At 66.4% G+C, this 14,203-nt stretch carries 11 protein-coding genes and 1 riboswitch; of the genes, 3 read left to right on the forward strand and 8 right to left on the reverse strand.

The window, feature by feature from the left end:
• Nucleotides 1–15: 15 nt before the first annotated feature.
• Together ribB and AB3147_RS00315 are read right to left on the reverse strand one after the other, a co-directional pair.
• Complete coding sequence (gene ribB, locus AB3147_RS00310; RefSeq protein WP_056565879.1) at nucleotides 16–735, reverse strand: 3,4-dihydroxy-2-butanone-4-phosphate synthase; 720 nt, start codon at nucleotides 733–735, stop codon at nucleotides 16–18.
• 113 nt (nucleotides 736–848) lie between these two features.
• Nucleotides 849–999: riboswitch (FMN riboswitch) on the reverse strand.
• Between the two features lie 110 nt (nucleotides 1,000–1,109).
• Nucleotides 1,110–1,700 (reverse strand): SET domain-containing protein, encoded by a 591-nt coding sequence (locus AB3147_RS00315; RefSeq protein ID WP_239216324.1) that lies wholly within the window; start codon nucleotides 1,698–1,700, stop codon nucleotides 1,110–1,112.
• A gap of 107 nt (nucleotides 1,701–1,807) precedes the next feature.
• Between AB3147_RS00315 and AB3147_RS00320 the strand changes: the two genes are divergently transcribed.
• On the forward strand, nucleotides 1,808–2,728 hold the full coding sequence (locus tag AB3147_RS00320) for a bestrophin family protein (protein ID WP_286938053.1): 921 nt from the start codon (nucleotides 1,808–1,810) through the stop codon (nucleotides 2,726–2,728).
• Between the two features lie 75 nt (nucleotides 2,729–2,803).
• Here the strand turns inward: AB3147_RS00320 and AB3147_RS00325 are convergent, their stop codons facing one another.
• Complete coding sequence (locus AB3147_RS00325) at nucleotides 2,804–3,286, reverse strand: Lrp/AsnC family transcriptional regulator (RefSeq protein ID WP_218342436.1); 483 nt, start codon at nucleotides 3,284–3,286, stop codon at nucleotides 2,804–2,806.
• A gap of 93 nt (nucleotides 3,287–3,379) precedes the next feature.
• On the opposite strand from AB3147_RS00325, the gene ilvB reads away from it, so the two are divergent.
• Nucleotides 3,380–5,212 (forward strand): biosynthetic-type acetolactate synthase large subunit, encoded by a 1,833-nt coding sequence (gene ilvB / locus AB3147_RS00330; protein ID WP_367351189.1) that lies wholly within the window; start codon nucleotides 3,380–3,382, stop codon nucleotides 5,210–5,212.
• 55 nt (nucleotides 5,213–5,267) lie between these two features.
• On the opposite strand, the gene AB3147_RS00335 is transcribed toward ilvB, so the two are convergent.
• The 5 genes from AB3147_RS00335 to AB3147_RS00355 all read right to left on the reverse strand — a co-directional run bounded on the left by AB3147_RS00335 (nucleotide 5,268) and on the right by AB3147_RS00355 (nucleotide 11,516).
• Nucleotides 5,268–6,047 carry an SDR family oxidoreductase gene (locus AB3147_RS00335; protein ID WP_367351190.1) on the reverse strand — a complete coding sequence of 260 codons (780 nt, stop codon included), beginning with the start codon at nucleotides 6,045–6,047 and terminating at the stop codon, nucleotides 5,268–5,270.
• 14 nt (nucleotides 6,048–6,061) lie between these two features.
• Entirely contained in the window at nucleotides 6,062–6,916 is an 855-nt protein-coding gene (locus AB3147_RS00340; RefSeq protein ID WP_175125822.1) for an ABC transporter permease, read from the reverse strand.
• Between the two features lie 13 nt (nucleotides 6,917–6,929).
• The gene (locus AB3147_RS00345; RefSeq protein ID WP_056565862.1) at nucleotides 6,930–7,700 is read right to left on the reverse strand and encodes an ABC transporter ATP-binding protein; all 771 of its coding nucleotides are present in this window, start codon (nucleotides 7,698–7,700) and stop codon (nucleotides 6,930–6,932) included.
• Complete coding sequence (locus AB3147_RS00350; protein ID WP_367351191.1) at nucleotides 7,700–8,758, reverse strand: ABC transporter substrate-binding protein; 1,059 nt, start codon at nucleotides 8,756–8,758, stop codon at nucleotides 7,700–7,702. The genes AB3147_RS00345 and AB3147_RS00350 overlap by 1 nt, the downstream gene beginning before the upstream one ends.
• Nucleotides 8,759–8,876: 118 nt before the next feature.
• Nucleotides 8,877–11,516, reverse strand: coding sequence for a DNA topoisomerase III (locus tag AB3147_RS00355; protein ID WP_286938063.1), 2,640 nt, complete (start codon nucleotides 11,514–11,516; stop codon nucleotides 8,877–8,879).
• A 62-nt stretch (nucleotides 11,517–11,578) separates the two neighbouring features.
• On the opposite strand from AB3147_RS00355, the gene AB3147_RS00360 reads away from it, so the two are divergent.
• A complete protein-coding gene (locus AB3147_RS00360; protein WP_367351192.1) occupies nucleotides 11,579–14,203 on the forward strand; it encodes a GDYXXLXY domain-containing protein in 2,625 nt (874 codons plus the stop codon).

Raw genomic sequence — 14,203 nt, forward strand, 5'->3', positions numbered from 1 at the left:
GTTCGACGAGTGCGTTCAGACCGTCGCCGCCATCTCCAGCACTTCGTCGTCGATCGCTTCGGCTTGGCCGTCCTTGAGCTTTTGCAGATGGTCGGCCAGTTCAGCGATCGTCAGCGCCACCAGCCCGTGCTCGGCGGCGTAGCGATCCAGCGCCGCGCCGCGCATCATCGTGCCGTCGGCATTCATCAGTTCGCACAGCACGCCCGCCGGGCGCATGCCGGCCAGCACGGCCAGGTCCACCGAACCTTCAGTGTGGCCGCGGCGCGTCAGCACGCCGCCCGGTTGCGCGCGCAGCGGGAACACGTGGCCGGGGCTGACGATGTCGTCTGGCTGCGCCGACGGCGAGATGGCGGCGCGGATGGTGGTGACGCGGTCGACGGCGGACACGCCGGTGCTCACGCCTTCGCGCGCCTCGATCGACACGGTGAAGGCCGTGGCAAAGCGGCTCTGGTTGCGCTGAACCATCGGTGGCAATTCCAGGCGATCCAGCGTGTCGCCGGGCAGGCACAGGCAGACGATGCCGCTGCCGTCGCGGATGAGCTGCGCCATGACGGGCACTGTCAGCTTGTCGGCCGCGACGATCAGGTCCGCTTCGTTCTCGCGGTCAAAGTCGTCCATGAGGATGACGGGACGGCCCAGGCGCAGGTGATGCAGCGCGCGCGACAGGCGCACGGCAAAGGGCTGCGAAGCCAGGCTGGGAATGGGGGACTGCTGGGTGAAGGCAACGTTGGACATTGAAACGCTCTCGCAAAAGGATGGGGCGAAAAACGTTTCAGGGCTAATCGACAGCCGAACGCAATACGGCCAGGCAAGGCGCAAACGCGCCCGGCGCAGCCGAGTATGTGCCGGCACATCTTCTCTCATCCGGACTATGACCGTCGGCCCTGGCATCTCACCAGATCTGCTGACCCCGGCCAAAGCTTGGCCGGGCGCTCGCGGGCTCGCCACATTGCATGGCATACCGCCGGTGGGGAATTGCACCCCGCCCTGAAGACGTACTGCATGTCGTGTTAACGACCGGTCGATTGTACGCCTGTCCGCAGCGCGGGGCTGAATAGGCTTATTGCGGTTGGGGTCTTGGGAAATGGGGCGACGGGCCCCTTTTTCCGTCAGGCGGCCTTGGCGGCCTCGGATGCTTCAGTTTTCGCGGTCTTGGCGGCGTTGGCTTTCCTGGCCTTGCCGGCATCGGTCTTGGTGGCCTTGTCCGCGTCGGCCTTCTTCGCCTTTTTCTTGGGGAGCGCCAGCATCGTGCCGCGGCAAGGCGGCGTGCCGCAGAGGCACTTGTAGCCTTCCTTCAGCGCCTTCGTGATGCGGCCGTCCAGGACCAGACCGTAGTCGTAAGACAGTTCCGTGCCGCGCGGAATGTCCTGCAGCGCCACGATGTAGACGCGCTTGCCGTGCTTGCCTTCCTGCGCCTCGCAGTTGGGCTGGCAGGAATGGTTGATCCAGCGCGCATCGTTGCCTTCGTCGCCACCGTCGATCACGCGGCCGGAGCTGAGCGCGAAGAAGAACGTGTGGAAGGGATCGTCCGGATTCGTGGGATGGCGGCGGTCGGCTTCCTTGGCGCTGATGCGCGCGCCGCCGTACTCGATGATGCGCGTGCCTGCAGGGATCTTGCGGGCGGCGAAGACGCCGTTGCCGTGCAGCTTGGAGCGGCGGACGGCATACCAGGGCTTGATCGGAGTGTCTTCGGTGGTCATTGAGGCTCGAGGGTGGCGGTGAGACGAAACAGAATTATATCGGCGGCTTTTTTGCGCGATGACAGGCGTATAGTTGGCGCCGCCTTGTCCCTTGCTTGATATTCATCATGATCGTCCGTCCGCGGCCCTCCGCGCTGGCTTTGTTCTTTGTACTGCGCGGTTCCATCATTCCGCGCATCCTCAGCAGGATCATCGTCATCACGGTGCTCTCCTGCGTGGTGGTGTGGATGTACCACCGCCAGTTCTTCTCGCCCGCGCACCTGACCGCGGTGCCCTTCTCGCTCTTCGGTCTGGCCCTGTCCGTCTTCATGGGCTTTCGCAACAACGTCTGCTATGACCGCTGGTGGGAAGCCCGCAAGCAGTGGGGAGACCTCGTCGTGCAGGCGCGCAGCCTGGCGCGCGAAAGCGCCGTGCTGCTGGCGGCCAGCACCGCCAATCCGGTGCAGGAACGGCTGGTGCGGCGCTGCATCGGTTTCGGGTATGGGCTGGCGGCGCGGCTGCGCGGACAGGACATGGTCGAGGCCGTGCGTCCGTGGGTGCAGCAGGACGAGCTGGATTCCCTGGCCGGCTGCCGCAACGTGCCCGATGCGCTGCTCATGTCCATCAACCGGGATCTCGCGGCCTGCCTGCGGCGCGGGGAACTGACCGACATCCTGTATCAGGGGCTGACCCAGCGCGTCGCGCAGTGCGCCGCGATTCAGGCGGCCTGCGAACGCATCAAGTTCACGCCTTGTCCGTTCGCCTATTCACTGTTGCTGCACCGCACCGCATGGCTGTTCTGCCTGCTGCTGCCTTTCGGTCTGGTGGGCACGCTGGAGTTCCTGACGCCGCTTGCGGTGACCATCGTCGCCTACACGTTCTTCGGCCTGGACGCGTTGGGCGACGAGCTGGAAGATCCCTTCGGCGCGGACGAAAACGACCTGCCGCTGTCGGCGCTGGCCCGTGTGATCGAGATCGATCTGCTTGAAGGGCTGGGCGTGCGGCCGCTGCCGGAGCCGGCGGTGCCCGTGGATTACGTGCTGCGCTGAGGACGTTGGAATGCCGGCCGTGGCGATGGGGCCGCCCATCGCGACTGGCGCCGCCCCAACGTCACTGGCGCTGCCCTACGCCGCCGGCCCCGGCCCCGGGCCCGTCAGCGGCAGCTTGGTTTCCTTCAACCGGCGCAGCACGAAGCAGGACTTGCTGTGCCGGATCCCGGGGATGCGGTAGAGCTGTTCGCGCAGCAGGCGCTCGTAGTCGCGGGTGTCGCGCACGGCGATGCGGATGTAATAGTCATAGTCGCCCGACACCAGAAACGCCTCCAGCACCTCCGGTATCTGGGCCAGCGCGCGCCCGAATTCATACAGCGTCTCTTCGCTGTGGCTTTCCAGCGTCACGTGGACGATGACCGTATCCATGAAGCCCAGGCTGGCCGGATCGATGTCCACCGTGTAGCCGCGGATGACCCCGGCGCTTTCCATGCGCTTGATGCGATTCCAGCACGGCGTGGACGACAAACCGACCGCCGCGCCGATGTCGTTCAGGCTGGCGCGCGCGTTGTCCTGCAGCACCTTCAAAATGGCCAAGTCGAACTTGTCGAGGTTCATTTTCTTTGATTCCTCCAAATCAAAGATGAATTTACTCCGTTCGTCCGTTATCCGTGGAAAAGAAGATAAAAATTCTTCGAATCTACCAATAAGATGGATAGCATGAACGATCGCCTGCACCCCACCGCCGCCGCCGCACTTGCCGCCAGCGAAACCGCCACCGAATCTGCCCCTGAAAACGGGGCGAAAATTCTGCTCGACACGCTGATTGCGCACGGTGTCGATACGGTCTTCGGGTATCCGGGCGGGGCGGTCCTGCCCCTGTACGACGCCCTGTACGCCGAGCCGCGGCTGCGCCACGTGCTGGTGCGCCACGAGCAGGCCGCCGTCCATGCTGCCGAGGGCTACGCCCGCACTACCGGCCGCACGGGCGTGGTGTTCGTGACCTCCGGCCCCGGCATGGCGAACACGACTTCGGGCCTGTTGGATGCCATGTGCGATTCGATCCCGGTGCTGTGCATCAGTGGCCAGGTGGCCACGGCGGCCATCGGCACCGACGCCTTCCAGGAATGCGACGCCATCGGCATCTCGCGTTCCGTCACCAAGTGGAACACCCAGATCCGCGCGGTGGACGACGTGGCCAGCGTGACGGCCCGTGCGTTTGAACTGACGCGCCAGGGCCGCCCCGGCCCGGTGCTGGTGGATTTTCCCAAGGACGTGCAGCTTGCCGTGCCGCGCGACAGCGATGGCCTTGACGCGCCGTCGCAGCACAAGCTGGCCGCGCTGCGCGCGCGCCGCCAGTCCGGCAAGCTGGCGGCCAAGCTGCCGCAGTCGGCCGTGCGCCGCGCCGCCGCGCTGATCGCGCAGGCCAAGCGGCCCATCTTCTACGGCGGCGGCGGCCTGGTGAACGCCGGCCCCGAGGCCTGCGAGGCGTTCACCGACCTGGTGCGCCACACCGGCGCGCCCTGCACGCTGACGCTGATGGGCCTGGGCGCCTTCCCCGCGTCCGACCCGCAGTTCGTGGGCATGCTGGGCATGCACGGCACGGTCGAGGCCAATCTGGCCATGCACAATTCGGATCTCGTCGTCTGCATCGGCGCGCGCTTCGACGACCGCATCACCGGCAAGCTGTCGGAGTTCTGCCCGCACGCTCGCAAGATCCATATCGACATCGACCCCGCCTCGATCAACAAGGTCGTGCGCGTGGACGTGGCGCTGGTCGGCGACTGCCTGCCGCTGGTGCGCGCGTTGCGCGCCGAGCTGGGCGACACGCCGCTCGAGCCCGCGCGTCTGGCGCCCTGGTTCAAGCGCATCGACGCCTGGCGCGCGCAGGACTGCCTGGGTTTCACGCCCGCGCCCGACGCCATCCTGCCCCAGCACCTGATGTCGCGCCTGAACGCCGCGCTGGCCGACCGCGATGCCATCGTCTCCACGGACGTGGGCCAGCATCAGATGTGGGCGGCGCAATACCTGCGCTTTGACCGGCCGAACCGTTGGTTGACGTCCGGCGGCGCCGGCACCATGGGTTACGGCGTGCCCGCCGCCATCGGCGCGCAGGTCGCGCACCCGGACAAGACGGTGGTCTGCGTCAGCGGCGATGCGTCGGTGCTGATGAACATCCAGGAACTGTCCACCGCCATGCAGCACGAGACGCCCGTCAAGGTCGTGTTGTGCAACAACGGCTACATGGGCATGGTGCGCCAATGGCAGGAACTGATCCACGGCGGCCGCTACAGCCACAGCTACAACGCGTCATTGCCGGATTTCGTGGCGTTGGCCCGGGCGTTCGGCTGGGGGGCGGCGCGGGTGGATGATCCTGCCAAGCTGGATGCGGCGCTGGCCGAGTGCCTGGCGCATGACGGTCCGTACTTCCTGGACGTGGCGGTCACGGCGCAGGAAAACTGCTTCCCGATGATGCCGGCGGGGCATGGTCACCAGAAGATGATGCTGGCCGAAGGCGTCTGGTATCAGGACGAGACGACCTGAGACGTTGCCGGAGTGGGTGTCAGACGCCTTGCAGCCGCCGACACCCGCACCGACTTTAAAACTGGATCGACAGCCCGCCGTCCACCACCAGCACGTGGCCGTTCACATACGACGCCGCAGGCGAAGCCAGGAACACCGCCGCGCCCGCGATTTCCTCGGGCTCTCCCCACCGCCCCGTCGGATTGCGTGCAGCCACGCGCGGCCCGAATTGCGGGTCCGCCACCATCTCCGCATTGGTTTCCGTGGCAAACGTCCCCGGCGCGATGGCGTTGCTGGTGATGTAGTGCGGGCCGAACTCCGCCGCCAGCGCACGCACCATGCCGGTCAACCCTTGCTTGGCCGCGGGATACACCGCGTCGCCCGCGCGCGCCAGCTCGCCTACCACTGACGTAATCGCGATCAGCCGCCCGCCGCCCTGGCGCATCATGCGCTCGGCCGCGAACTTGGCCAGCAGCATGCCGGCCACCAGATCGGTGTCGATCAGCTCGCGGATTTCGGCTGGGCTGGTGTCGCGCAGCGTCTTGCGATTGCGCGCGCCCACGTTGTTCACCAGGATGTCCAGGCGCTCGTGCTCGCTGTCGATGCGTTCGAACGCCTCTGCCATCGCCGCGTCGTTGCTCACGTCAAACGGCAGCGGATGCGCGTCCAAGCCGGCGCCGGTCAGTTCGGCCACCGCCGCGTTGACCGCTTCAACATTGCGTCCATTGATCAGCACGCGCGCACCACAGCCGGCCAGCGCCCGCGCGATGCAAAAGCCCAGCCCACGTGCTGAGCCGGTCACCAGCGCCACCTGTCCCGTCAGGTCGAAATTGCGCAGATACGGAAGTGTCTTCATCAATCGGGCCTCGCTCATTCCCGGAATTCCGGCGCCCAGTGCAAGAGCCGCCGTTCAATCCACGTCACACAATAAACCAGCGCGATGCCGACGATGGACAGCAGCGTCACCGCCGCGAACATGTCGGTGGCGTTCAGCGTCGCCAGCGCGGTAATCATCAGATAGCCCATGCCCGTGGTCGAGCCCACGAATTCCGCCAGCACCACGCCGATCAGCGCGAAGCTGATGGCGTTGGGCAGCGCGGCAAACGTCCAGGCCGCCGCCGTCGGAATGCGCACGCGCCACAGGATCTGGCGCGGCGAACCGCCCAGCGTGCGGCAGAAATCGACAAGCTCCCGTTCCACGCTGCGTCCACCCTTGTAGGTGTTGAAGAACACCAGAAAGAACACGACGAACCACGACGTGACCACCTTGGATGCCAGCCCCAGCCCGAAGAACATGGTGATGAGCGGCACGAACGCGATCCGCGGCATGGAGTTGAACGCCACGATGAACGGGTTGAACACGTCGGCCAGAAAGCGGCTGCGGCTGAGCGTCATGCCCACCACGAAGCCGCTGCCCACGCCCACCACCAATCCGACAAGCGTGGCCTGCAGCGTCAGCCACAAATGCGGCCAGACCGAGCGCGGCCCGGGCTGCAGCCATTCCCACAACCGCACGGCCACGCGCGAGGGCTGGCTGATGAAAAAGGGGTCGAACAGCGTGTTCTGCGCAAACCACGGAATGCGTGTCAGCGTCTCCCACGAGCCCAGGATGACGGCAAGGATCAGGATCTGCCACAGGGTGATGCGCACGCGGCGCGCGACGGCGGCGCGGCGGTCCAGGCGTAGCTGGTCCTGCAGGGTGTCAGCGGTATCAATCGAGGTCATGACGCGTATCGGTTCAGGCGGCGGCGCGGAACTGCTGGCCCAGCACGCTCCAGAGGCTTTGCACGTGGGAGACGAACTGCGGCGTTTCGCGCAGGGTGAAGACGTCGCGCGGATGCGGGATCTGGATGCGCTCGTCCAGCAGCACGCGGCTGGGCGGGCCGGACAGCACCACCACGCGATCGGACAGCAGGATGGCTTCGTCCAGATCGTGCGTGACCATCACGATGGTCTGGCCCAACTTGCGCCAGATCTCCATCAATTCGCGATGCAGGTGCGTCTTGGTGTGCGTATCCAGCGCGCCGAAGGGCTCGTCCAGCAGCAGGATGCGGGGCTCGACGGCCAGGCTCATCAAGAGCGCCACGCGCCGCCGCATGCCGCCCGACAACTGATGCGGAAAGGCGTCGGCAAAGGCGCTCAGGTGGCCGAGTTCCAGCAGCTCGGCGACACGCTTGGCGATGCGGTCGGCCGGCACGCCCTGAAACTTCAACCCCAGTGCCACGTTCTTCCTGACGCTGAACCACGGCAGCAGCGTGTCCTTCTGGAAGATGTAGCCCAGCGCCGGCGGCACCTGCCCGTCCACCACGCGCCCGTCCACCTTGATGGTGCCGGTGGTGGGGCGTAGAAAGCCCGCCATCATGTTCAGCAGCGTGCTCTTGCCGCAGCCGGACGGCCCGACAATGGACACGAATTCGCCTTCGTTGATCGTCAGGCTGACCTCGCCGACGGCGTGCGTCGTGCCCTGGCGCGACTGGTACGCCTTGCCTACCTTGTCCAGCGTAATCATCAAAGGCCCCGGGCTTTTCGCACGAAGCTCATGTTCACGCATTTGGCGTAGGGCACGGTCTTGATTTCTTCGTTCGAGAACTGGCGGCCGTCGCCCATGATGGCCGTCATACGGTTGTACGCGTCCTCGGTGATGATGTTGTCCTTCAGGAACACCGTCTCCTTGTAGACGCCCAGCGTCTTCTCGATGGCGGGGCGTGGGAAGGCGCTCAGGTAATCGTCGTAGATCACGTCCGTAATCGCGGCCGCGCTGTTCGCCGTGATGAAATCCTGCGCCTTGACCATGGCGGTCACAAAGGCCTGCACGACCTCGGGCCGCTTCTGGATGGTGTCCTGCAGCGTCAACGCCGCGATGCCGGGCACGTCGCCGCCCATGAACTCGTTCCACGACGCTTCCGTGGTGGCGTCGAAAATAGGCACGCCCCAACCTTCCTGGCGCGCCTGTTCCATCATCGACATGGTGGCCATGCTGGCGGCGACCGATCCGGTCTTGAGCGCGCCCAGCATGGTCGCCAGATCGCCCAGCGGGCGGATATCGACCTTGTCGGCCACGCCGGCCTTCTGCATCAGGTACAGCGCCATCAGCCACGTGCTGGACTGCGGCTGCGTCGCGCCGACGCGCTTGCCCGCCAAGTCCTTTAGCGACTTGATCTTGCCGCTTTCAAAGTCTTCGCGGCGCACGATCACGTTGGCGTAGGTCAGCTTGCGGTCAAACCCGAACACCAGCGTGGCGGGCTTGCCCGCGATGGTCAGCGCGGGCGCGGCGGTGGCCGCCGTGGCGCCGAACACGATCTGGCCGGCGGCCAGCAGCTGGTTGGTGCGCGGGCCGCTCTGCGAATTCAGGTACTCGACCTCCAGGCCGCCTTCTCCGAAAAAGCCCTTTTTCAGCGCCACGTAGCCGGCCGCGAAAAAGGGGTCGATGCTGCCCTGGCCATACACGACCTTGCCCAGCTTGGGCTGCGCGAAAACGACGCGCCCGTTGAGCAGGCTGACGCCGGCGAAGGCGGACGCGGCAGCCAGCACGCGGCGGCGGGTGGTGAAGTCGGAGCTACGGGTCATGTCGTCCTCGAAGTGTCTGGGTTGCAGCTGTTTGGCGTCAACAATACCCCAGCGATTGCTGCCCAACAATGGAAAACGCCCGGTTTCCCGGGCGTTCGGTCGTGCGACGCGGCGCAGATTACGCCGCGGTCTTCTTGGGTGCGGCCTTTTTCACGGCCTTCTTGGCGGCGGTCTTGGTTGCCGTTTTGGTTGCGGTTTTGGTCGCTGCCTTCTTGGCGGGCGCCTTCTTCGCAGCCGTCTTGGCCGCCGTCTTGGTGGCGGTCTTCGTCGCCGTCTTGGCCGGTGCACGCGCGCGGCCCGGCTTCTCGGGGCGCGGCTCGAACTCGAAGCCGACCTTGCCGTCCGGCTGGCGCACCAGGAACGCCTTGAACTTGCGGTTCGTGCGGCTGGAGACAAAGCCGTCCAGCAGATCGGTGCGGCCGTTGGTCAGCAGCTTTTCCATCTGCTCGCGCGAGATCTCCTGCTGCAGGATGACCTTGCCCGACCGGAAATCGCACGACTTCTCGGGGCCGACGGACTTTTCGCAGACGTAGCTCATGCCGTGCTCGAACACGCGCGACTGGCATTTCGGGCACGGCCCCACCGGCGTGTGGCCGGAGAAGTCCACCGCTTCGTTGTCGTCTTCGTCGTTCTGGCCGAAGTCGAATTCCAGCTTGTACTCATCGCTGATGCGCAGGATGGCGGCAAACGGCCGGCCCATCTTGCTGATGAAGCCTTGCAGCGGACCGATTTCGCGCTTGGCCAGCAGTTCCTCGACTTCCGGCAGTTCGAACGTGCGGCCGCCCGGGTGCTTGCCGATGGAAAAATCGCAGGCCGTGCAGGCGTAGCGGCGGTAGTTTTCCTTGACCACCGCGCCGCATTTGGGGCACGGCGTGGTCAGCGTGGCGTAGTCGCCCGGCACCGTGTCGCGCTCGTATTCCTTGGCGCGCTTGACGATGACCTGCGTCATCTGCGCGATCTCGCGCATGAAGGCCTCGCGGCCCAGACCGCCCTGCTCGATCTGCTTGAGCTTGTGCTCCCATTCGCCGGTGAGTTCGGGCGAGGTCAGTTCGGCCACGTCCAGGCCCGACAGCAGCGTCATGAGCTGGCGCGCCTTGGCGGTGGGCACCAGGTCGCGGCCTTCACGGCGCAGGTAGCTTTCGTTGAGCAGGCCTTCGATGATGGCCGCGCGCGTGGCCGGGGTGCCCAGGCCGCGCTCGGACATGGCCTCGCGCAGTTCCTCGTCGTCCACCAGCTTGCCCGCGCCTTCCATGGCCGACAGCAGCGTGCCTTCGTTAAAGCGCGCGGGCGGCTTGGTCGACAGGCCGACGGCTTCGATTTCTTCCGTGCGCACGGTCTCGCCGTCCGCCACGGGCACCAGATTGGCGTCCTCGCCCTGGGCTTCCTTGCCGTAGACGGTCAGCCAGCCCGGATTGACCAGCACCTTGCCGTCCGTGCGGAAGCGATGCCCCTGCACTTCGGTCAGGCGCGTCGTGACGCGGTACTCCGCGGCGGGGAAGAACACCGCCAGGAAGCGCTTGAGCACCAGGTCGTAGAGCTTGGCTTCGGCTTCGCTCAGATCGTGCGGGATCTGCAGCGTGGGGATGATGGCAAAGTGATCCGACACCTTCTTGTTGTCGAAGATGCGGCGGTTCGGCTTGACCCACTGCTGGCTGACGACGGTGTCGGCATGGCGCGCCAGGCCGCCCACGGCGTTGGAACCGCCCTTGGCCAGCGCGCGCATGGTTTCCTGCACCGTGCTGATGTAGTCCTCGGGCAGGTAGCGCGAATCGGTACGCGGATAGGTCAGCGCCTTGTGGCGTTCGTACAGCGTCTGCGCCAGCGCCAGCGTGGTCTTGGCCGAGAAGCCGAAGCGGCCGTTGGCCTCGCGCTGCAGCGACGTCAGGTCGTACAGGGCCGGCGACATCTGGCTGGACGGCTTGGATTCTTCGGTCACGCTGCCCGGCTTCTCGCGGCAGGCGGCGACCACGCTTTGCGCGGCGGCGGCCGACCACAGGCGCGATTCGCGCTTTTCGGGATCTTTTTCGTCTTTCTTGAACTGCGGGTCGATCCAGCGGCCTTCGTACAGGCCCGCGGCTGCCACGAAGGTGGCGCGCACTTCCCAGTAGTCGCGCGGCACGAAGCGGCGGATGCGCTCTTCGCGTTCGGCCACGATGGCCAGCGTGGGCGTCTGCACCCGTCCGACCGGCGTCTTGAAGAAACCGCCATCCTTGCTGTTGAAGGCGGTCATGGCGCGCGTGCCGTTGATGCCAACCAGCCAGTCGGCTTCGGCCCGCGAGCGCGCCGCGGCTTCCAGCGGCTTCATCTGCGTATCGTCGCGCAGGTTGGCGAAGGCCTCGCGAATGGCGGCCTGGGTCATCGACTGCAGCCACAGGCGCTGAATCGGCTTCTTCACGCCCGCGTATTGAACGATGTAGCGGAAGATCAGTTCGCCTTCACGTCCCGCGTCACAGGCGTTGATGATGGCGTCCACGTCCTTGCGCTTGGCCAGGCGGACAAGCAGCTTAAGGCGTTCGGCGGACTTCTTGTCGGTCGGGCCCAATTCGAAGGCAGGCGGAATCACGGGCAGGTGCGTGAAGCTCCACTTTCCCTTGACCGGATCGTTGGGCGCGACCAAGCTGAGCAAATGGCCGATGCTGGAAGCGAGAACGTAACGTTCGCTTTCAAAATAGTCGCCCTCGCGCGCAAAGCCTCCCAAGGCGCGTGATATATCAAGGGCCACCGAGGGCTTCTCGGCAATAATCAGCGTTTTATTCATGTGTATCCAGTGGCGGTAGTCCCGCCGTATCAGCGCGGATAATAAGATCGGAGATTCGCCAGATGCAAGTCGGCACTGAAAGCAAAGCGGGATCCGAACTGCACGCTTGGCGTCAATTTTTGTCGCGAAGCACCTTGTGGCTAGGGGTTTTGCTGCTGGGCAGCGCTGCCGTTTGCTGGGTTGCCGCCAACTGGCAGGACATGACAAAAATGCAGCGCTTTGCCGGCGTGCAGGGTCTTCTGGCCGTGTGCGCGCTGGCCGCGGCGTGGTCCGGATTGCGCTTGCGCGCCCGGCCCGGCGTGCGGCGCAGCATCCCCGGCGCGCTGCTTGCACTGGCCGGCATTCTGCTCGGCGCGCTGCTCGCGCTGCTGGGCCAAACATATCAGACGGGTGCCGATACCTGGGAACTGTTCGCGTGGTGGGCAGTGCTGCTGCTGCCGTGGGCGCTTGCCGCGGGCAGTCAGGCGGTGTGGCTGCTGTGGGCGTTGGTGCTCAATCTTGCGGCCGCGCTGTGGCTGGGTGAACGCGTCTTCACCTGGATGATGATATTTGGCGGTCCGGGTCTGCCCAGTCTGCTCATGGCCGTCCTGAACCTGCTGATGCTCTTTGGCTGGGAAATGGCCGCGCGCCGCTGGCGCGCCAGCACCGTCTTCGGACCACGCATTCTTGCCGCCATCGCGATCAGCGTGCTGGTCCTGGCCCTGATGTTCGGCGACTCCATCGTCGGCGGGCTGGGCACCTACAACGGCATTGCGTGGGTCGTCGTCACGCTGGGCCTGGGTCTTTACTATCAGCGCGGTCGGCGCGATCTCGTCATCCTGGCCATGCTGGCGGCCGGCGTCATCTGCGTGTCGCTGCGCGTGGTGGGCGAATGGCTGTGGCGGCTGGAGCCCGGCGTGTGGGCGGCGCTGCCGCTGGCCGCCTTGCTCATGGCCGAGGCCGTCGTCGCCGCCCGCTGGTTGCGAGGCCTCAGCAACGAAGCGCCGGTCCCCGTGCCCGCCGCGGACGCCGAACCCGCCGGCGCGTCGGCCGGCAACGCTGTGGACCCCGCCGACTCCGGCGCGCCCGTCGCCCAGCTGGCCCCCGCCGCCGTGCCGCGCGCCGAGCCGCCCTGGTACGTGCAGTGTCTGCTGGGCCTGTCCGCCTGGTTGGCCACCCTGCTTCTGCTGCTGTTCGTGGCGTTTTCCAATCTGATCACCACCGAAGGCGGCGCGCTGGTCGCCGGGCTGGTGCTGTGCGCCGCGGGTGTGGCGGTGCTGCGCAGCGACGCCGGTCCGTTCTGGCGGCAATGCGGCACGGCCATGGCTTTCACGGGGCAGATCCTCATCATCTTCGGGCTGTCCAGCTCGACCTCGTTCGCCAGCGCCAGCTTCTTCGTGCTGCTGATGGCGGCCGCGGTGTATGCGCTGGGTCCCGACGTGATCCTGCGATTCCTGAGCGGTCTCCTGATCGCCCTGGCCAGCGCTGCCCTGATCTGGCGCGGCCTGTCGCCCGACCTTATGCAGGAAGACCTGATGGACGCGTGGATCCGCTTCGACGCGACCCGGGCCACCTTCCTGTGGCTGCCCATCGGCGTGATCGGCGCGTGGGCCACGGCCGTCATTCTGACCGTCAGCCACCGCGTGGGCGCGCGGCGCGGCCATGCGCTGCAGCCGCTGGCGTGGGCCTTCCTGCTGTCCGTGCAGGGCATGGTCTGGCTGGCGAGCGGCATTTCGGTTATTGAATTGCCCGCCATCTGGCAGTTGGCGCCGCGGACCGCCATCCTGATCGTGGCGGGCGCGCTGCTGCCCATGGCTGCGGCGCTGGCCGTCCTGTGGCCGCGCCGCCGCCTGCTGACCGGCGGCGTCACCTGGGGCGTGCCGATCGGTCTGCTGCTGCTCGCGCTGTTCTGGCTGCCCAGTCCGGGCGTCGGATTCGCCCTGACGTGGCTGCTGCTGGGGTTCGGTCTGAACCAGTCGCGCGTCATGATCTTCGGCGCCGCCAGCCTGCTGGCTTATCTCGGTGTCTATTACTACCAGTTGGAACTGCCGCTGCTGCAAAAAGCACTGTGGCTCAGCGGCGCGGCGGTCCTGCTGTTCGTCCTGCGTGCCGCGGTGTGGCTGGTGCCGCGCCTGATGCGCACGCAGGCGCCCGTGCAGGCACGCCCGATGCCGCCGGTGTCCCCAGCCTTGCGCTGGCGCACCGCGGCCATTCTGGGCGGTCTGGCGCTGGTGCTGGCGGCGGCCAACTTTGGCATCTGGGACCGCGAAAAGCTGCTGGCGTCGGGCAAGGTGGTCATTCTTGAGCTTGCCCCGGTCGATCCGCGTTCGCTCATGCAGGGCGACTACATGGCCCTGAATTTCGCGGCCGGGCGCGAAGTGACGCGCTTGCGGCTGGGCGGCGACCGCACCGACGTGGACGGCGTCATGGGGTACGAGCCCGACGGCTACGTGATGCTGACACCGGACGCGCGCGGCGTGGCGCAGCCCGTGCGCATCCAGCCTGATGTTCACCCGCACGCCGAAACCGAAGTGCCGCTGCGCTATCGCGTGCGCGGCAATGGCGTGCGCATCGTGACCAACGCGTGGTTCTTCCCGGAAGGCGAAGCGGCGCGGTATGAAGTCGCGCGTTTTGGCGAGCTGCGCGTGGCCGACGACGGCGAAGCGTTGTTGGTGCGGATGCTGGGGGCGGATCTGCAGCCGTTGTGA

Source organism: Achromobacter animicus (assembly GCF_040775605.1).
In the GTDB taxonomy this organism is placed as follows: domain Bacteria; phylum Pseudomonadota; class Gammaproteobacteria; order Burkholderiales; family Burkholderiaceae_B; genus Achromobacter; species Achromobacter animicus.

Excerpts from the sequence above, each read along its gene's own strand:
- ribB (WP_056565879.1), bottom strand. The coding sequence starts at position 735 with ATGTCCAACGTTGCCTTCACCCAGCAGTCCCCCATTCCCAGCCTGGCT.
- AB3147_RS00315 (WP_239216324.1), bottom strand. The coding sequence starts at position 1,700 with ATGACCACCGAAGACACTCCGATCAAGCCCTGGTATGCCGTCCGCCGC.
- AB3147_RS00320 (WP_286938053.1), top strand. The coding sequence starts at position 1,808 with ATGATCGTCCGTCCGCGGCCCTCCGCGCTGGCTTTGTTCTTTGTACTG.
- AB3147_RS00325 (WP_218342436.1), bottom strand. The coding sequence starts at position 3,286 with ATGAACCTCGACAAGTTCGACTTGGCCATTTTGAAGGTGCTGCAGGAC.
- ilvB (WP_367351189.1), top strand. The coding sequence starts at position 3,380 with ATGGATAGCATGAACGATCGCCTGCACCCCACCGCCGCCGCCGCACTT.
- AB3147_RS00335 (WP_367351190.1), bottom strand. The coding sequence starts at position 6,047 with ATGAAGACACTTCCGTATCTGCGCAATTTCGACCTGACGGGACAGGTG.
- AB3147_RS00340 (WP_175125822.1), bottom strand. The coding sequence starts at position 6,916 with ATGACCTCGATTGATACCGCTGACACCCTGCAGGACCAGCTACGCCTG.
- AB3147_RS00345 (WP_056565862.1), bottom strand. The coding sequence starts at position 7,700 with ATGATTACGCTGGACAAGGTAGGCAAGGCGTACCAGTCGCGCCAGGGC.
- AB3147_RS00350 (WP_367351191.1), bottom strand. The coding sequence starts at position 8,758 with ATGACCCGTAGCTCCGACTTCACCACCCGCCGCCGCGTGCTGGCTGCC.
- AB3147_RS00355 (WP_286938063.1), bottom strand. The coding sequence starts at position 11,516 with ATGAATAAAACGCTGATTATTGCCGAGAAGCCCTCGGTGGCCCTTGAT.
- AB3147_RS00360 (WP_367351192.1), top strand. The coding sequence starts at position 11,579 with ATGCAAGTCGGCACTGAAAGCAAAGCGGGATCCGAACTGCACGCTTGG.